12 protein-coding genes are annotated in these 13,256 nt (G+C 73.7%); 6 read left to right on the top strand and 6 right to left on the bottom strand.

Annotated features, from left to right (window positions below; genetic code table 11):
• The first annotated feature begins 27 nt into the window (after nucleotides 1-27).
• Both FJR00_RS07985 and FJR00_RS07980 read left to right on the top strand, forming a co-directional pair.
• A complete protein-coding gene (locus FJR00_RS07985) occupies nucleotides 28-825 on the top strand; it encodes an alpha/beta fold hydrolase (RefSeq protein ID WP_141338250.1) in 798 nt (265 codons plus the stop codon).
• Nucleotides 822-1,523, top strand: a complete 702-nt coding sequence (locus FJR00_RS07980) for an esterase/lipase family protein (RefSeq protein WP_141338249.1) — start codon at nucleotides 822-824, stop codon at nucleotides 1,521-1,523. Before FJR00_RS07985 ends, FJR00_RS07980 begins: the two co-directional genes overlap by 4 nt.
• On the opposite strand, the gene FJR00_RS07975 is transcribed toward FJR00_RS07980, so the two are convergent.
• Nucleotides 1,507-1,980, bottom strand: a complete 474-nt coding sequence (locus FJR00_RS07975; RefSeq protein ID WP_075958851.1) for a flavodoxin family protein — start codon at nucleotides 1,978-1,980, stop codon at nucleotides 1,507-1,509. The two genes, FJR00_RS07980 and FJR00_RS07975, sit on opposite strands and share 17 nt — an antisense overlap.
• Nucleotides 1,981-2,069: 89 nt before the next feature.
• Here FJR00_RS07975 and FJR00_RS07970 point away from each other — a divergent pair, with 89 nt between their 5' ends.
• Complete coding sequence (locus FJR00_RS07970; RefSeq protein ID WP_141338248.1) at nucleotides 2,070-3,107, top strand: glycerophosphodiester phosphodiesterase family protein; 1,038 nt, start codon at nucleotides 2,070-2,072, stop codon at nucleotides 3,105-3,107.
• Nucleotides 3,108-3,173: 66 nt separating this feature from the next.
• On the opposite strand, the gene FJR00_RS07965 is transcribed toward FJR00_RS07970, so the two are convergent.
• The 3 genes from FJR00_RS07965 to hrpA are packed head-to-tail and all read right to left on the bottom strand — an operon-like array spanning nucleotide 3,174 to nucleotide 9,429.
• A complete protein-coding gene (locus tag FJR00_RS07965) occupies nucleotides 3,174-4,442 on the bottom strand; it encodes a serine hydroxymethyltransferase (protein ID WP_141338247.1) in 1,269 nt (422 codons plus the stop codon).
• Nucleotides 4,439-5,113, bottom strand: coding sequence for a VOC family protein (locus FJR00_RS07960; protein WP_238330391.1), 675 nt, complete (start codon nucleotides 5,111-5,113; stop codon nucleotides 4,439-4,441). Before FJR00_RS07960 ends, FJR00_RS07965 begins: the two co-directional genes overlap by 4 nt.
• 26 nt (nucleotides 5,114-5,139) lie before the next feature.
• Nucleotides 5,140-9,429, bottom strand: coding sequence for an ATP-dependent RNA helicase HrpA (gene hrpA / locus FJR00_RS07955; RefSeq protein ID WP_141338246.1), 4,290 nt, complete (start codon nucleotides 9,427-9,429; stop codon nucleotides 5,140-5,142).
• 263 nt (nucleotides 9,430-9,692) lie between these two features.
• Here hrpA and FJR00_RS07950 point away from each other — a divergent pair, with 263 nt between their 5' ends.
• Nucleotides 9,693-10,166, top strand: coding sequence for an SRPBCC family protein (locus FJR00_RS07950; protein ID WP_141338245.1), 474 nt, complete (start codon nucleotides 9,693-9,695; stop codon nucleotides 10,164-10,166).
• On the opposite strand, the gene FJR00_RS07945 is transcribed toward FJR00_RS07950, so the two are convergent.
• Together FJR00_RS07945 and FJR00_RS07940 are read right to left on the bottom strand one after the other, a co-directional pair.
• A complete protein-coding gene (locus FJR00_RS07945; RefSeq protein WP_141338244.1) occupies nucleotides 10,110-10,559 on the bottom strand; it encodes a hypothetical protein in 450 nt (149 codons plus the stop codon). The two genes, FJR00_RS07950 and FJR00_RS07945, sit on opposite strands and share 57 nt — an antisense overlap.
• Before the next feature lie 112 nt (nucleotides 10,560-10,671).
• Nucleotides 10,672-11,964 carry a DUF445 domain-containing protein gene (locus tag FJR00_RS07940; RefSeq protein WP_238330390.1) on the bottom strand — a complete coding sequence of 431 codons (1,293 nt, stop codon included), beginning with the start codon at nucleotides 11,962-11,964 and terminating at the stop codon, nucleotides 10,672-10,674.
• A 142-nt stretch (nucleotides 11,965-12,106) separates the two neighbouring features.
• Here FJR00_RS07940 and FJR00_RS07935 point away from each other — a divergent pair, with 142 nt between their 5' ends.
• Together FJR00_RS07935 and FJR00_RS07930 are read left to right on the top strand one after the other, a co-directional pair.
• A complete protein-coding gene (locus FJR00_RS07935) occupies nucleotides 12,107-12,427 on the top strand; it encodes a putative quinol monooxygenase (protein WP_075958844.1) in 321 nt (106 codons plus the stop codon).
• A 66-nt stretch (nucleotides 12,428-12,493) separates the two neighbouring features.
• Nucleotides 12,494-13,057, top strand: a complete 564-nt coding sequence (locus tag FJR00_RS07930) for a DUF421 domain-containing protein (protein WP_141338243.1) — start codon at nucleotides 12,494-12,496, stop codon at nucleotides 13,055-13,057.
• The last annotated feature ends 199 nt before the right edge of the window (nucleotides 13,058-13,256 follow it).

The raw sequence follows: 13,256 nt of genomic DNA, 5'->3' as shown, positions 1-13,256 counted from the left end.
CGTTACCGGCCGGTAGAGTCGCCCACCATGCGGTGGCGGTCGGTGGTCGAGTTCGAGCACGCCGGGACCAGGACCCACGTCCACCGGCTGGGGCCGGACACCGACCAGCAGCACGTCCTCGTGCACGGCATCGGGATGGGCCGCCACTACCTCACCCCGCTGGCCGAGTCTCTCGCCGGCTCCGCCGGGGTGCACGTGCTGGAGCTGCCCGGGTTCGGGGACGCGCCCACGCCCGATGAGCCGCTGACCGTCGAGCAGCTGGCCGCGGTCGTCGTCGCCTACGTCCGCAGGACCGGGATGACCCGACCGGTGCTCGTCGGCCACTCCATGGGCGCCCAGGTCGTCGTCGAGGCGGCCCTGCAGGGTCCGGACGTCGTGGGGCCGGTCGTGGCGGTCGCCGGGGTCGTGGACCCGGGCGCCCGGTCCGCCGGCCGTCAGGGGATGCGGATGCTGGCCGACCTGTTCGTCGAGACGCCGTCGACCGTCGCGGCGCTGGTGCGCGACTGGCTGCGCACCGGCCCGCGGCGCTACCTGGAGACCGTCCCGCTCATGCTCGCCTACCCGACCGAGGAGGCCGTCGCCCGGCTGCCGGTGCCGCTGCTCGTGGTCCGCGGCGACCGCGACCCGGTCGCCCCGCACGACTGGGCCGACCAGCTGGCCAGGCTGGCGCCGGACGGGCGGCTCGTGGAGGTCCCAGGCGCCCATGCGGTCATGTTCACCCGCCCGGACGAGGTGGCGGAGCAGATCGTGCTCCACGGGCTCCGGGGGGCCACCGCGGCGGGCGAGGACGTGGCGGGCGAGGACGTGGCGGGCACGGTCCGGTGATCCGGCGGGCGGTGCGGGCGGCCCTCGGCCGCGGCCGGGCCTGGGTGCTCGACTACGCCTACGCCGCCGGCCGGCAGACGTCCGGCCTGCTCCGCCCGGCCGACCCCGCCGGCTACCCGGACCCCGCGGGGCCTGCCCGACCGCCGGTCGTCCTGGTCCCGGGCGTCTACGAGCGGTGGCAGTTCCTGCGGCCGCTCGCCGACCGGCTGCACGGCCTCGGGCATCCCGTCCACGTGGTGGACCGGCTCCGCTGGAACACCGCCCCCGTCCGCGCGGGCGCGGAGGCCGTCGCGGCATACCTGGAGGAGCACGACCTGCGCGACGTGGTCGTGGTCGCGCACAGCAAGGGCGGTCTGATCGGCAAGTACGCGATGGTGCACCTGGACCCCGGGCGGCGGATCGACCGGATGGTCGCGGTCGCCACGCCGTTCGGCGGGTCGGTCTACGCCCGGTTCCTCCTCGTGCCGTCGGTGCGGGCCTTCTCCCCCGGCGACCCGACCCTGCGCCGGCTGGCCGAGGAGCTGCGGGTGAACGGGCGGATCACCTCGATCTGGGGCGAGTTCGACCCGCACATCCCCGGCGGGTCCCGGCTCGAGGGGGCCGCGAACGTCGAGCTGCCCGTGCAGGGGCACTTCCGGATCCTGGCCAGCCGCGAGCTGCTCGCGGCGGTCGAGGAGGCCCTCAGTCCTCCGGCATGACCGTGGCCGCCAGCACCGCGCCCAGCTCCCCGCACGCGGCCAGGTCCTGCGCGTCCGGCTGCCCCGTCAGCTCCAGGACGGGGGCGACGGGCTCCCAGCCGAGCGCGGTGGTGATGCCGCGGAGCGCCCGCACGGCCCCCTCGAGCCCCTCGTTGCCGTGGACGTAGGCCGCGAACGGGCGGCCCGTCGTCTCCTGCAGGCACGGGTAGTAGATCTGGTCGAAGAAGTGCTTGAGCGCCCCGGAGAGGTAGCCGATGTTGGCGGGGGTGCCCAGCAGGTAGGCGTCGGCCTCCAGCACGTCGACCACCCCCGCCGTCAGCGCCGGCCGGACGACGACGTCGACGCCCTCGATCTGCTCGTCGCGGGCCCCCGCCAGGACCGCCTCGAGCATCGCCTGCATCCCCGGCGAGGGCGTGTGGTGCACCACGAGCAGCGTGGTGCGTCGGTCGGCCGCCATTCCCCCAGGCTACGAGGTGGGCCGGTCCGTTCGTCGGCCGGACGCCGTGTCGACACCTCCCGTCCACCCGGGCGGCCTACGGTCGGAGGGTGACCTCCCGGCCGCCCGCACGCCCCCTCGTGATCGGTCACCGGGGCGCCAGCGGCTACCGCCCCGAGCACACCCTCGGCGCCTACGAGCTGGCGGCCCGGCTGGGGGCGGACTATCTCGAGCCCGACCTGGTCGCCACCCGGGACGGGGTGCTCGTCGCCCGGCACGAGAGCGAGATCACCTTCACCACCGACGTCGCCCGGCACCCGGAGCTGGCCGACCGCCGCACGACGAAGGAGGTCGACGGCCTCGAGCGGACCGGCTGGTTCGTCGAGGACCTCACCCTGGCCGAGCTGCGCACGCTGCGGGCCGTCGAGCGCCTTCCCCACCTGCGCCCGCGCAGCGCCGGTCACGACCGGACCGAGCAGGTCCCGACGTTCGCCGAGGTGCTGCAGCTGCGCGAGCGGCTCTCCGAGAAGCTGGACCGCGAGATCGGCGTCTACCCGGAGACCAAGCACCCCACCCACTTCGCCGGTCTCGGCCTGCCCCTGGAGGAGCCGCTCGTCGACCTGCTCGACCTGCACGGGCTCAACCGGGCGGACGCACCCGTGTTCGTGCAGTCCTTCGAGCTGGACAACCTCGTGGCCATGCGGACGCGCCTGGGGCTGCGGGCCAGGACCGTCTTCCTCCTGGCCAGGCCGGAGGGGTATGGCGTGCCCGCCCCGCCCGACGACGCCCACCTCACGCGGCTGGCCCGGGCCGGGATCGACGGGCTCGGGCCCCAGCTGGAGCTGGTGCTCGCACCCGGGGAGGACGGTGAGCTCGTCGACACGGGGCTGGTCGCGCGGGCGCACGCCGCCGGCATCGTCGTGCACCCGTGGACCTTCCGGGCCGAGAACGCCTTCCTGCTGCCGCCGTTCCGCTCGGGCGACGACCCCTCGGCGCACGGCGACCTGGCCGGACAGGTCACGGCCTTCCTCGACGTCGGGGTCGACGGGCTCTTCGTCGACCACGTGGACGTGGCGGTCGCGACCGTTGCCGCCCGCTGGCCCCGGCCCGCTCTTGTGTCACAGCGGTCGCCCGGACGACCGGTGTGACACAACCGCGACGACCGACGGGCCGGCCGCCGACGACCACCGACGGGCCGAGGGACCGACGGCCGGTCAGGCCCCGTGGACGAAGTGGACGCCGGTGAGGGTGGACCGCCACGCGGTCACCTCGGCGGCGACGTCCTGGTCGCCGGCGAGCCCCCGCACGAGCAGCGAGGCCAGCCGCGGCATGTCCTCCTCGTCCAGGCCGATGCGCACGATCTCGGGGGTCCCCAGCCGCAACCCGTTCATGTCCCCCTCGACCGGGGCCACGGGCAGGCCGATCCCGCAGGCGAGCAGGTTGGCCCGGCGCAGGGTCCGGGCGGCGGCCTGACCACCGCCCCACGCCTCCGCCCGCAGGGCCAGCTGGTGGGAGCGGGTCGGCCCGTCGACGGTCTGGAAGACCGGGGCGCCGAGCGCACCCAGCTCCTCGGCGAGGCGCCGGGCGGCGGCGACCATCGCGGCGGCATACCGGTGTCCGTGCTCCTGCCAGTCGACCATGGTGACGGCCAGGGCGGCCGTCTTGCCGACGTCGAAGTTGGCGGTCAGGCCGGGGAAGGCGATGGCGTCGAGGCGCTGGGCGAGCTCGTCGTCGTCGGTCACCACGACGCCGCCGGGCGGCCCGCCCAGGCTCTTGTAGGTGCTGAAGGTCATCAGGTGAGCCCCCTCGCGGAGCGGGTGGGGCCAGGTGCCGCCCGCCACCATCCCGCACAGGTGGGCGGCGTCGAAGAGGACCTTGGCCCCCACCTCGTCGGCGATCTCGCGGACCTGGGCCACCGGGTGCGGCAGGAGGTTGAGGCTGCCGCCGAGGGTGATCAGCCTGGGCCGCACCTCGTGGGCGAGGGTGCGCAGCGCGTCGACGTCGACGGTGCATCGGGTGGGGTCGACGGGGGCGGGGACGGTGCGGAGGCGGTACATCCCGGCCGAGCCGCCCGCGTGGTGGGTGACGTGGCCACCGATCGAGGGCGGTGGCGCGATGATCGTGTCCCCCGGCTCGCAGGTGGCCAGGAAGGCGTAGAGGTTGGCGATCGCGCCGGAGGGCACCCGGATCTCCGCGTGGCGGGCGTCGAAGACCTCCGCGACCAGGCGCGACGTCAGCACCTCGATCTGCTCGATCGCCTCCAGGCCGGTCTCGTACTTCTCCCCCGGGCGGCCGAGGGACGGCCGGGAGCCCAGGTGCGCCGACATCATCGCCTCGGCGCGAGGGTTCATGACGTTGGCTGCGGGGTCGAGGTTGAAGCACTCGTGGGCGTGGATGCGGTCGTTCTCCGCGACGAGCCGGTCGAGCTCGCCGAGCTGCTCCTCGGCGCGGCGTGCGGCGGCATCGGCCCGCTGGTCGATCATCCGCGGCCCTGCCACGTGCACAGGCAGACCTCGTTGCCCTCCGCGTCGGCCAGCACCCACCAGGCGGGGGCGAACTCGTCGGTGACCAGCCGGCCCCCGGCCGCGAGCGCCGCGGCGAGACGTTCCTCCACGACGTCGTGGGGGACGGTGAGGTCGAGGTGGAAGCGGTTGCGCTCCGTCCGGGGCGCCTCCATCTGCTGGAACCACAGCCCGGCGTGCCGTCCGGCGGGGTCGATCAGGCAGTCGTCCTCGCCGCCCTCGGTCTCGGGCTCGTAGCCCAGCACCGCCCGCCAGAACGGGGCGACGTCGGCCGCGACCATGACGTCGAGGCCGATCTCCAGGGTGCTCAGCTCCTGGGGCACGGCGACCAGCCCGAGCTCGTCGGCCAGCGCGGCGACCGCGACCGCGAGCCGTCGGTCCCGGCGGGTAAGCCGGCCCACGTCGTGGCTCACGGTGGTGACCGTCACGTGGCGGTAGCGCAGGTCGATGTCCGGGTGGTGGTCGAGGTGGTCGGCCAGGGCGGCGACCCCGGCCACGAACTGCGCACCCTGGGCGAAGCTGTCGGTCCGCCACCGCCCGGCGAGACGGCCCAGCAGGACCCGCCAGGAGGCCAGCTCGGGGTCGGCCGAGAGCTCGGCCGCGGTGGGCGGAGGCGACATCGGTCCGGTCATGGCGCCCAGACTGGCACAGGGGTCCGTCAGTCCGTGGCGTCCTCGGCGGCGTCCATCGCCGCGTAGATCCGCTTGGGCGAGATCGGGCCGGCGGTGCCGAGGCGCTGGGCGAAGAGCGAGACGCGCAGCTCCTGCACCGACCAGACGACGTCGAGGACGTCGGGGTCCTGCCGCCGGTGCGGAGGCAGCTTGTCCAGGAACGCCGCCAGCTCCTCCTCGACGACGTGCACGTCCGCCGTCCGCTGCCGGTCGCGGGGCAGGTCCTGCACGCCCTTGTCGAGCCGCTCGGCCATCCCGCGCAGCCAGACGACCATCCGGGGCAGACGGGCGTAGCCGACCTCGGCGACGAACCCGGGCCGCACCAGCCGGTCCAGCTGGCGACGCAGGTCGGTGGCCATGTCGGCGGCCGCCGGGGTCGTCAGGCGCTGGAGCCGCAGGGACACCTGGCGGGCGGTGTCCAGGATCGGCACGAGTGCCTCGACGATCTCCAGCACCCGCGGCACGGACTGCTGACGCACCGCCACGAGGGCCTGCTCGAACTGTGCCGGGGTACGCACCCCCGACGCACCTCCCAGGTCTGCCACGACGGAGTCGACGGCCGCGGCCAGGGCGTCCTCGAGCAGGGCCGGGACCGAGCCGTGCGGGTTGTGGCCCAGGGCCAGCTTCTGCTCGTTGGTCAGCAGCGCGAGCAGCCGCTTCCACGGCGGGGTCGTGCTGAGCAGGAGCAGCCGTCGGATCCCGCGGGTGGTCTCCCGGTCGGCCTCGGACCGGGTGGCCAGCACCCGGACGTCGACGGCGGTGCCGGTATCCACGAGAGCCGGGAAACCCTGCACGACACGGGGTCCGACCTGCCGGGAGAAGGTCTGCGGCAGCGGGTCCAGGTCCGCGGGCCAGGTGGTCAGGCCGGTCCGTTCGACGCCCGAGGCCGCGGCGGCCATCGTCGTGCGGACCTGCCCGGCCAGCTGCTCCTGCAGGGCCGCGAGGTCCTTGCCCTCGCCGAGCACCTCGACCCGGCCCTTGCTGCGGGACTGGCGCCCCTGTCCCCCGCTCTGTCGCCCGCCGGGCTGCTCGCCGCCCTTGTGGTCCCCGCCCGGCCGCACTGCCCGCTCGACCCGGAAGGTCATCCGCAGGTGGTCAGGCACGCGGTCCCACTCGATGTCCGTGGCCCGCACCCGGACCAGGCCGCGGCGGGTCAGTTCCTGCGCCAGCGCCTCGTCGACGGGCACGGTCCCGACGGTGCCGGCCTCCTGCATACCCCTCAGCGCGGCGCGCGCGTGGTCGGGGGCGGGCACGAAGTTGCGGCGCACGTCCTTGGGCAGCGCCTTGACGAGGGCGGTGACCAGCTCCTCGTGCATCCCGGGCACGAGCCAGTCGAAGCCGTCGTCCTGCACCTGGTTGAGCACCTCGACCGGAAGGTGCACGGTGACGCCGTCCGCGTCGGCGCCCGGCTCGAACTGGTAGGTCAGCGGGAAGGTGAGCTCGCCCTGCGTCCAGCTCGTCGGGAAGTCGTCCCCCCGGACCGCGTCGGCGTGCTCCTCGTGGACCAGCAGCTCCTCGGTGAAGGTCAGCAGGTGGGGCTGGGTGCGTCGGGCCTTCTTCCACCACGCGTCGAAGTGCGCGCCGGAGACGACGTCGGCGGGGATGCGCTGGTCGTAGAACTCCACGAGGGTCTCGTCGTTGACGAGGATGTCCCGCCGCCGGGCGCGGGCCTCCAGCTGCCCGAGCTCGTCGACCAGACGCCGGTTGGCGTGGAAGAAGTCGTGCCGGGTGTCCCAGTCGCCCTCGACGAGCGCGGTGCGGATGAAGAGGTCGCGCGCAGTCTCGGGGTCGGTGCGTCCCAGGGGCACGGCGCGCCCCGCCACGAGGGGTATGCCGTAGAGCGTCACCCGTTCGTCGGCCACCGCGGCGGCCGCCGAGCGGGACCAGCGGGGCTCGCTGTAGCTGCGCTTGACCAGGTGCTGCGCCGAGGCCTCGACCCAGGCGGGGTCGATCGCGGCGTTGGTCCGGGCCCACAGGCGGGTCGTCTCGACCAGCTCGGCGGTTATCACCCACTCGGGGTTGCGGCGGTGCAGGACCGAGCCGGGCTGCAGGACGAAGCGGGCGTTGCGGGCGCCCTGGTAGTCGCGCCGCTCCTTGTCGTAGAGGCCGACGTGGGAGAGCAGGCCTGCTAGGAGCGACTGGTGGATCCGGTCGGCGTCGGCCGGGTGGTCGTTGAGCTGCAGGCCGAGGCCCTTGGTCGCCTGCCGCAGCTGGGTGTGCAGGTCCTGCCACTCGCGGACCCGCAGGTAGTGCAGGAACTCGGCCTTGCACAGCCGCCGGAAGGCGCTGCCGGAGAGGTCCTTCTGCTGACGCTGGAGGTAGCGCCACAGGTTGAGCAGGACCAGGAAGTCGGACGTCACGAGGTCCTGCTTCTGCTCCTTGGGACCACGGCCGTCGGCGCCCTGGACCCGGACCGGGCGGTTCTTCCCGGCACCCCCGGCGCCCTTCCCCGCAGCGACGACGTCGGCCCGGTCGCCCCCACGGTCGGCACCGCGGTCGGCCCTGCCCTCGCTGCGGGGGACCCCGCCCACCCGGCGGAACCGGGCGTGCAGCTGGTCGGCGCGCTCCTGCTGGTCGACGGGCCGCTCGCGGACGTCCTGGATGGACAGCGCGGCGACGATGACGAGCACCTCCTTGAGGGCGCCGTTCCTCTCCGCCTCGACGAGCATGCGGGCCAGCCGCGGGTCGACGGGGAGGGCGACGATGGCCCGGCCGTAGGGGGTGATCCGCTGGCGGGGCAGGTGGGCCGGCGCCGTGGGGTCGATGGCCTGCAGCTCTGTGAGCAGCCGCACGCCGTCGGCCACCTGGCGGGAGTCCGGCGGCTCGAGGAAGGGGAACCGCTCGATCTCCCCCAGCCCGAGGTTGGTCATCTGCAGGATGACGCTGGCCAGGTTGGTCCGCAGGATCTCGGGGTCGGTGAACTCCGGGCGGGACTCGAAGTCCTCCTGGCTGTAGAGCCGGATCGCGATGCCGTCGGCGAGCCGCCCGCAGCGTCCGGCCCGCTGGTTGGCGCTGGCCTGGCTGATCGGTTCGATCGGCAGCCGCTGGACCTTGAGCCGCTGGGAGTAGCGGCTGATCCGGGCGGTACCGGTGTCGATGACGTAGCGGATCCCGGGGACGGTCAGCGAGGTCTCGGCCACGTTGGTCGACACGACGATCCGCCGGCCGGGGTGCCGGGCGAAGACGCGGTGCTGCTCGGCGGCGGAGAGCCGCCCGTAGAGGGGCAGCACCTCGGTGCCGGGAAGCTGCATACCCTCCAGGGCGTCGGTGGCGTCCCGGATCTCCCGTTCGCCGGAGCAGAAGACGAGGATGTCCTCCCCCGCGCCGTCACGGCCCGAGCCCTCGGTCCACAGCTCCTCGACGGCCTCGCAGATGCCGGTGACCTGGTCGACCTCGACGAAGGTCGCCTCGCCCTGCTTGGTCGGCGGCCCCTCGCGCTGGAGCGGGCGGTAGCGGACCTCGACGGGGTAGGTGCGTCCGGAGACCTCGATGACCGGTGCGGGCCGACCGTCGGCGTCGGCGAAGTGGGCGGCGAACCGGTGGACGTCGATCGTCGCCGAGGTGATGACGACCTTCAGGTCCGGCCGGCGCGGCAGCAGCTGGCGCAGGTAGCCCAGGATGAAGTCGATGTTCAGGCTGCGCTCGTGCGCCTCGTCGATGATCAGCGTGTCGTAGCGGCTGAGCATCCGGTCGCGCTGCAGCTCGGCCAGCAGGATGCCGTCGGTCATCACCTTGAGCAGGGTGTCCTGCCGGGACGTGTCGGTGAACCGCACCTGGTAGCCCACGAGCGTCCCGAGCTCGGTCCCCAGCTCCTCGCTGACGCGCTCGGCGACCGAGCGGGCGGCGATCCGGCGGGGCTGGGTGTGCCCGATCATCCCCTCGACCCCGCGGCCCAGCTCGAGGCAGATCTTGGGCAGCTGGGTGGTCTTGCCGGACCCGGTCTCGCCGGCGACGATGACAACTTGGTGGTCTCGGATCAGCGCCTTGATCTCGTCGCGGCGCTCGCTGACCGGCAGCTCGGGCGGGTAGTGCAGGGCGTCGGGGGCCGGGAGCGCGGCCCGGCGGGCTGCGACCGCCTCCTGCCGGCGGGTATGCCGCTCCGCGCCCCGCTCTCGTCCCGGCCCCTGTCCGCTCCCACGGCCGTGGGAGCGGCCGCGGCCTCGTCCCCGCCCACGTCCGTGCGAGCGGTCCCCCTCACGTGCTCCTCCACCCCCGCGCGCCTTTCGGTCGTCCCCGTCGCGGGCAGGCCGGGGTGACGGCGAGGTGGGATCGGGCACGCCCTCCACTCTACGAGCGCGGGCAAACCGGTTCCGCGCAGCAGCAGCTGTGAGGGCTGGGCGCCGACGAGCCGGAAGGCCCCTGCCGTCCCCTGCTGCGGGGCGCCGGAGAAGTTTCCCTCCCGGAAACATCGCGGGAACGGTCGCGCAACACACGCTGGCTAGCGTCGACGTCGTCGGGACGAGCTCCCGGCCCGACGACCCGTCGGCGCACCGTCGGCCCCTCCTGGCCGGCCTGGTGCGCCCCGCACGAGGAGGCGACCATGTCCGCAGCGACCTTCCGCACCGGGCACGAGGTGCTGGTCCGTGCCCCCGTCCACCGTGTCTGGCGGACGCTGACCGGCGACGTGGGCTCGTGGTGGTCCACGGTGAGCCGCCACGGGGCCGTGTCCGCCTCGCTGGAGCCGTACGTCGGCGGTCGGGTCGTCGAGGAGAACGCCAGCCGTCCGTGGGGCACCATCACCGGCTGGTGCCCGGCAGGCCACCTGGAGGTGCGCGGACGGATGGACCTGCCCGCCGGGGTGAGCGGGCTGCTGGAGGTGGAGCTCGAGGAGACCGCCGACGGCACGTGGCTGCACGTGCTGCACCAGGTCGCCGGGCCGTGGGAGACGGCACGGTGGGTCCGCAGCACGGACTCCTGGCGCACCATGGCCGAGCAGGTCGCGCTGCTGGCCGAGCAGTCACGCGGCTCCCTGGGCCTGGTCCCCGACGTCCTGCAGGCCGGCGGCCACGGGTAGCCGGTCGATCCCGGTGCCGGTGACCACGTAGGTGCCGAGCAGCGGCAGCTGGGCCCGCCGGCACATCGCCAGGATGTGCTCGTGCAGCGCGCGGTCGTCGTCGTCGACGCCTCCCCACGGCTTGACGATACCCACCACCAGGCCGCCCACGCCCGGCAGCGTCACGGCGGTGAGGACGGTGCTGCCGACCGTCTCGCGCCGGGCGGCCTCGTGCGGGATCTGCCCGACGAACACCGGTTGGCTCAGGCGTCCGTCGCCCCGGCACAGGAGGAAGCTCAGGCCCCCCTGCATCCGGTCGCGGTCGTTGACCACGAGGTCGAGGACGTCGGCCGCCAGCACGGGGTCGGCCAGGGAACGGGTGGGCCAGTCCTGAGGAAGGTCGTCGAAGCTCATGTGCCGAGCCTGCCGGGAAACGCCGGAGCGCCCTCGTGGTTTTCCACAGTGCCGGACGTGTCCGCGGGACGCGTCGCGACCTGGCCTCAGCGGGACAGGTGACGCCCCACGATCAGAGGAACTGCGAGACCGTGTGGATCACCAGGCCGACGAGCGCCCCGACGACGGTGCCGTTGAGCCGGATGAACTGCAGGTCGCGACCGACGTGGAGCTCGATCTTGTCGGACGCCTCGGCGGCGTCCCAGCGCCGGATCGTGCCGGAGATGACCGAGGTCAGCTCCGGGCCGTAACGCGCCACGAGGGCCACGACGGTGTCCGCGGTCCACTCCTCCAGGCGGGCCCGGAGCTCCGCGTCGTCCTGCAGACGACGACCGAACGCCCGCAGCTCGGTCTCCATCCGCGTCCGGAGGTGGCCGGCGGGGTCGTCCAGCGCCTCGAGGATCGAGCTGCGCAGGGTCTCGCCCAGCCGCACGGCGGTGTCGCTGACCTGCGGGTGGTCGAGGAGGCGCTCCTTGAGCCGCTCGAACCGCTCCGCCGTCCGCGGGTCGTCCTGCAGGTCGCGGCCGAGCTCGGCGAGGTAGGAGTCGATCGCGGCCCGGACGTTGTGATGGGGGTCGTCCTTGATGTCCCGCGCCCAGCGCAGCACCTCCTGGTAGACCCGCCGCGTGACCTGGTCGTTGACCCACGTCGGCGCCCACTGCGGCGCGCGGGATCGCACGATCGCCTCGACCTCGTCCTGGTGCAGCGCGAGCCAGGCGTGCAGCTCGCGGGCGCCCAGGTCGACCAGGCCGTGGTGGGCGCCCTCGTCGACGACCCGTTCGAGCAGGTGGCCGGCCAGGGGGGAGAGGTCCTCCCGGCGCACCCGCGGGATCAGGACGTTGTCGACGAGGGACCGCAGCTCGCGCTCGTCGACCCGGTCGACGAGCCGCCGCAGGAAGGGGGACGCCTCGGTCACGACGCGCTGGGCGTTCTCGGGCTCGGCGAGCCAGTCGCCCAGCCGCAGCATGACCCGCGCGTCGAGGATCTTCTCGCGGAGGACCTCCGGGGTGAGGAAGTTGTCGCTGACGAACTGCTCCAGGCTGTCGCCGAGCTCGTCCTTGCGGCGACGCACGAGCGCGGTGTGCGGGATCGGGATCCCGAGCGGGTGGCGGAACAGCGCGACCACGGCGAACCAGTCCGCGATGGCCCCCACCATGCCGGCCTCGGACGCGGCGTTGACGTAGCCCCAGAACCCCTCGCGCCCGTGCGTGAGCACGTAGACGACGGCCATGAGCACGAGCAGCCCGGTCGCCACGGCGCGCATGCGACGCAGCCCGGCACGGCGCTCCTCGTCGGTCACGGAGGTGCGGGTGACGGGGGTCGCCGGTGCGCGTGGGGGCTCGGCCCGTCCGGTGGTCAGCGTCACTGCTCGTGTCCCCTTCGTCCCCGGTGGCACCCGGTCCGGGGTATGCGGTGGTGCCGGTGGGTGAACCGGTGCTCGGGACCACCGTATTCCGCTGCGGGCCCCACTCCATACCGGAGCGTGTTCTGGTGGTTTGATCGGGGGCATGTACTTCATCGTGGTCAAGTTCCCCGTCAAGCCCGAGCACGCCGAGCAGTGGCCGGAGATCGTGCGGGAGTACACCGAGGCGACGCGCGCCGAACCGGGCAACAAGTGGTTCGAGTGGTCGCGCAGTCTGGAGAACCCCAACGAGTTCGTCCTCGTCGAGGCGTTCGAGGACGACGGCGCCGGCCCGCACGTGCAGTCCGAGCACTTCGCCAAGGTGACGCGCGAGTGGCCGCAGTACCTCACCGCGACCCCCCGGATCGTCTCCCGCCAGGTCGAGGGCGACGGGTGGGAGGAGATGGGCGAGATCCGCGTCGACTGATCAGCCGCGGCCCGGCCCGCGGTCCATGGCCGACCGGGGGTGTGGCCGCCGACCAGAGGAGTTCCCATGTGGCTGACCGGATGGTCCGACCTCTATGCCGTCGTCGTCGTGGGCCTAGCCTGCTACCTGACGGTGGTCGTCCTCCTGCGCGCAACCGGCAAACGGACGCTGACGAAGCTCAACGCCTTCGACTTCGTCGTGACGGTCTCCATCGGCTCGTTGCTGGCGACCGGGGTGCTCGACCCGGCCACCAGCTGGGCGGCCGTCGCGACCGGCATCCTGCTCCTCGTCGTGGCCCAGTGGGTGATGGCGAAGGTGACCTCGACCTGGCCGCGGAGCCGGTGGTTCGTCACGGCCGAGCCCACGCTGGTCCTGCGGGACGGGAAGCTGCTCCAGGATGCGCTCCGACGCAGCCGGGTGGCTCCTTCCGAGGTGCTGCAGGCGGTCCGGACGAGCGGGTCGGGGTCGCTGGCCTCCGTGGCCGCGGTCACGCTGGAGCCGGACGGCTCGCTCAGCGTGATCCCCAAGGACAGCCTCGGTGACGGCTCGGCCCTCGCCGACGTGCCGGGCGTGAGCGACAAGGTGCCGGACGTCGCCGGTCTGCCGCAGCCGGACGACGGGCACGCCTGACGGACGGGCGGGCCTGACGGACGGGCGGGGCCTGATGGGGGCCGCCTCGGCCGGCAGCGCAACGGGGAGGGCGTCGCTGGCCGTCCACATCGTCGGCGTTCGCTCCTCTTCGTCCCCAGGGGTGCTGGCGGCCGGGTCGCAGACCCGGGTATGTCGTACAGGTGTCCTAGCATGGGTGCATCGTCGGAAGGTTCGGCGA

It is taken from the genome of Ornithinimicrobium kibberense, assembly GCF_006519705.1.
In the GTDB taxonomy this organism is placed as follows: Bacteria; Actinomycetota; Actinomycetes; order Actinomycetales; family Dermatophilaceae; genus Ornithinicoccus; species Ornithinicoccus kibberensis.
This window is presented reverse-complemented; position numbering and strand designations above follow the sequence as displayed.

Excerpts from the sequence above, each read along its gene's own strand:
- FJR00_RS07950 (WP_141338245.1), top strand. The coding sequence starts at position 9,693 with ATGTCCGCAGCGACCTTCCGCACCGGGCACGAGGTGCTGGTCCGTGCC.
- FJR00_RS07960 (WP_238330391.1), bottom strand. The coding sequence starts at position 5,113 with ATGACCGGACCGATGTCGCCTCCGCCCACCGCGGCCGAGCTCTCGGCC.
- FJR00_RS07930 (WP_141338243.1), top strand. The coding sequence starts at position 12,494 with ATGTGGCTGACCGGATGGTCCGACCTCTATGCCGTCGTCGTCGTGGGC.
- FJR00_RS07945 (WP_141338244.1), bottom strand. The coding sequence starts at position 10,559 with ATGAGCTTCGACGACCTTCCTCAGGACTGGCCCACCCGTTCCCTGGCC.
- FJR00_RS07985 (WP_141338250.1), top strand. The coding sequence starts at position 28 with ATGCGGTGGCGGTCGGTGGTCGAGTTCGAGCACGCCGGGACCAGGACC.
- FJR00_RS07975 (WP_075958851.1), bottom strand. The coding sequence starts at position 1,980 with ATGGCGGCCGACCGACGCACCACGCTGCTCGTGGTGCACCACACGCCC.
- FJR00_RS07935 (WP_075958844.1), top strand. The coding sequence starts at position 12,107 with ATGTACTTCATCGTGGTCAAGTTCCCCGTCAAGCCCGAGCACGCCGAG.
- FJR00_RS07965 (WP_141338247.1), bottom strand. The coding sequence starts at position 4,442 with ATGATCGACCAGCGGGCCGATGCCGCCGCACGCCGCGCCGAGGAGCAG.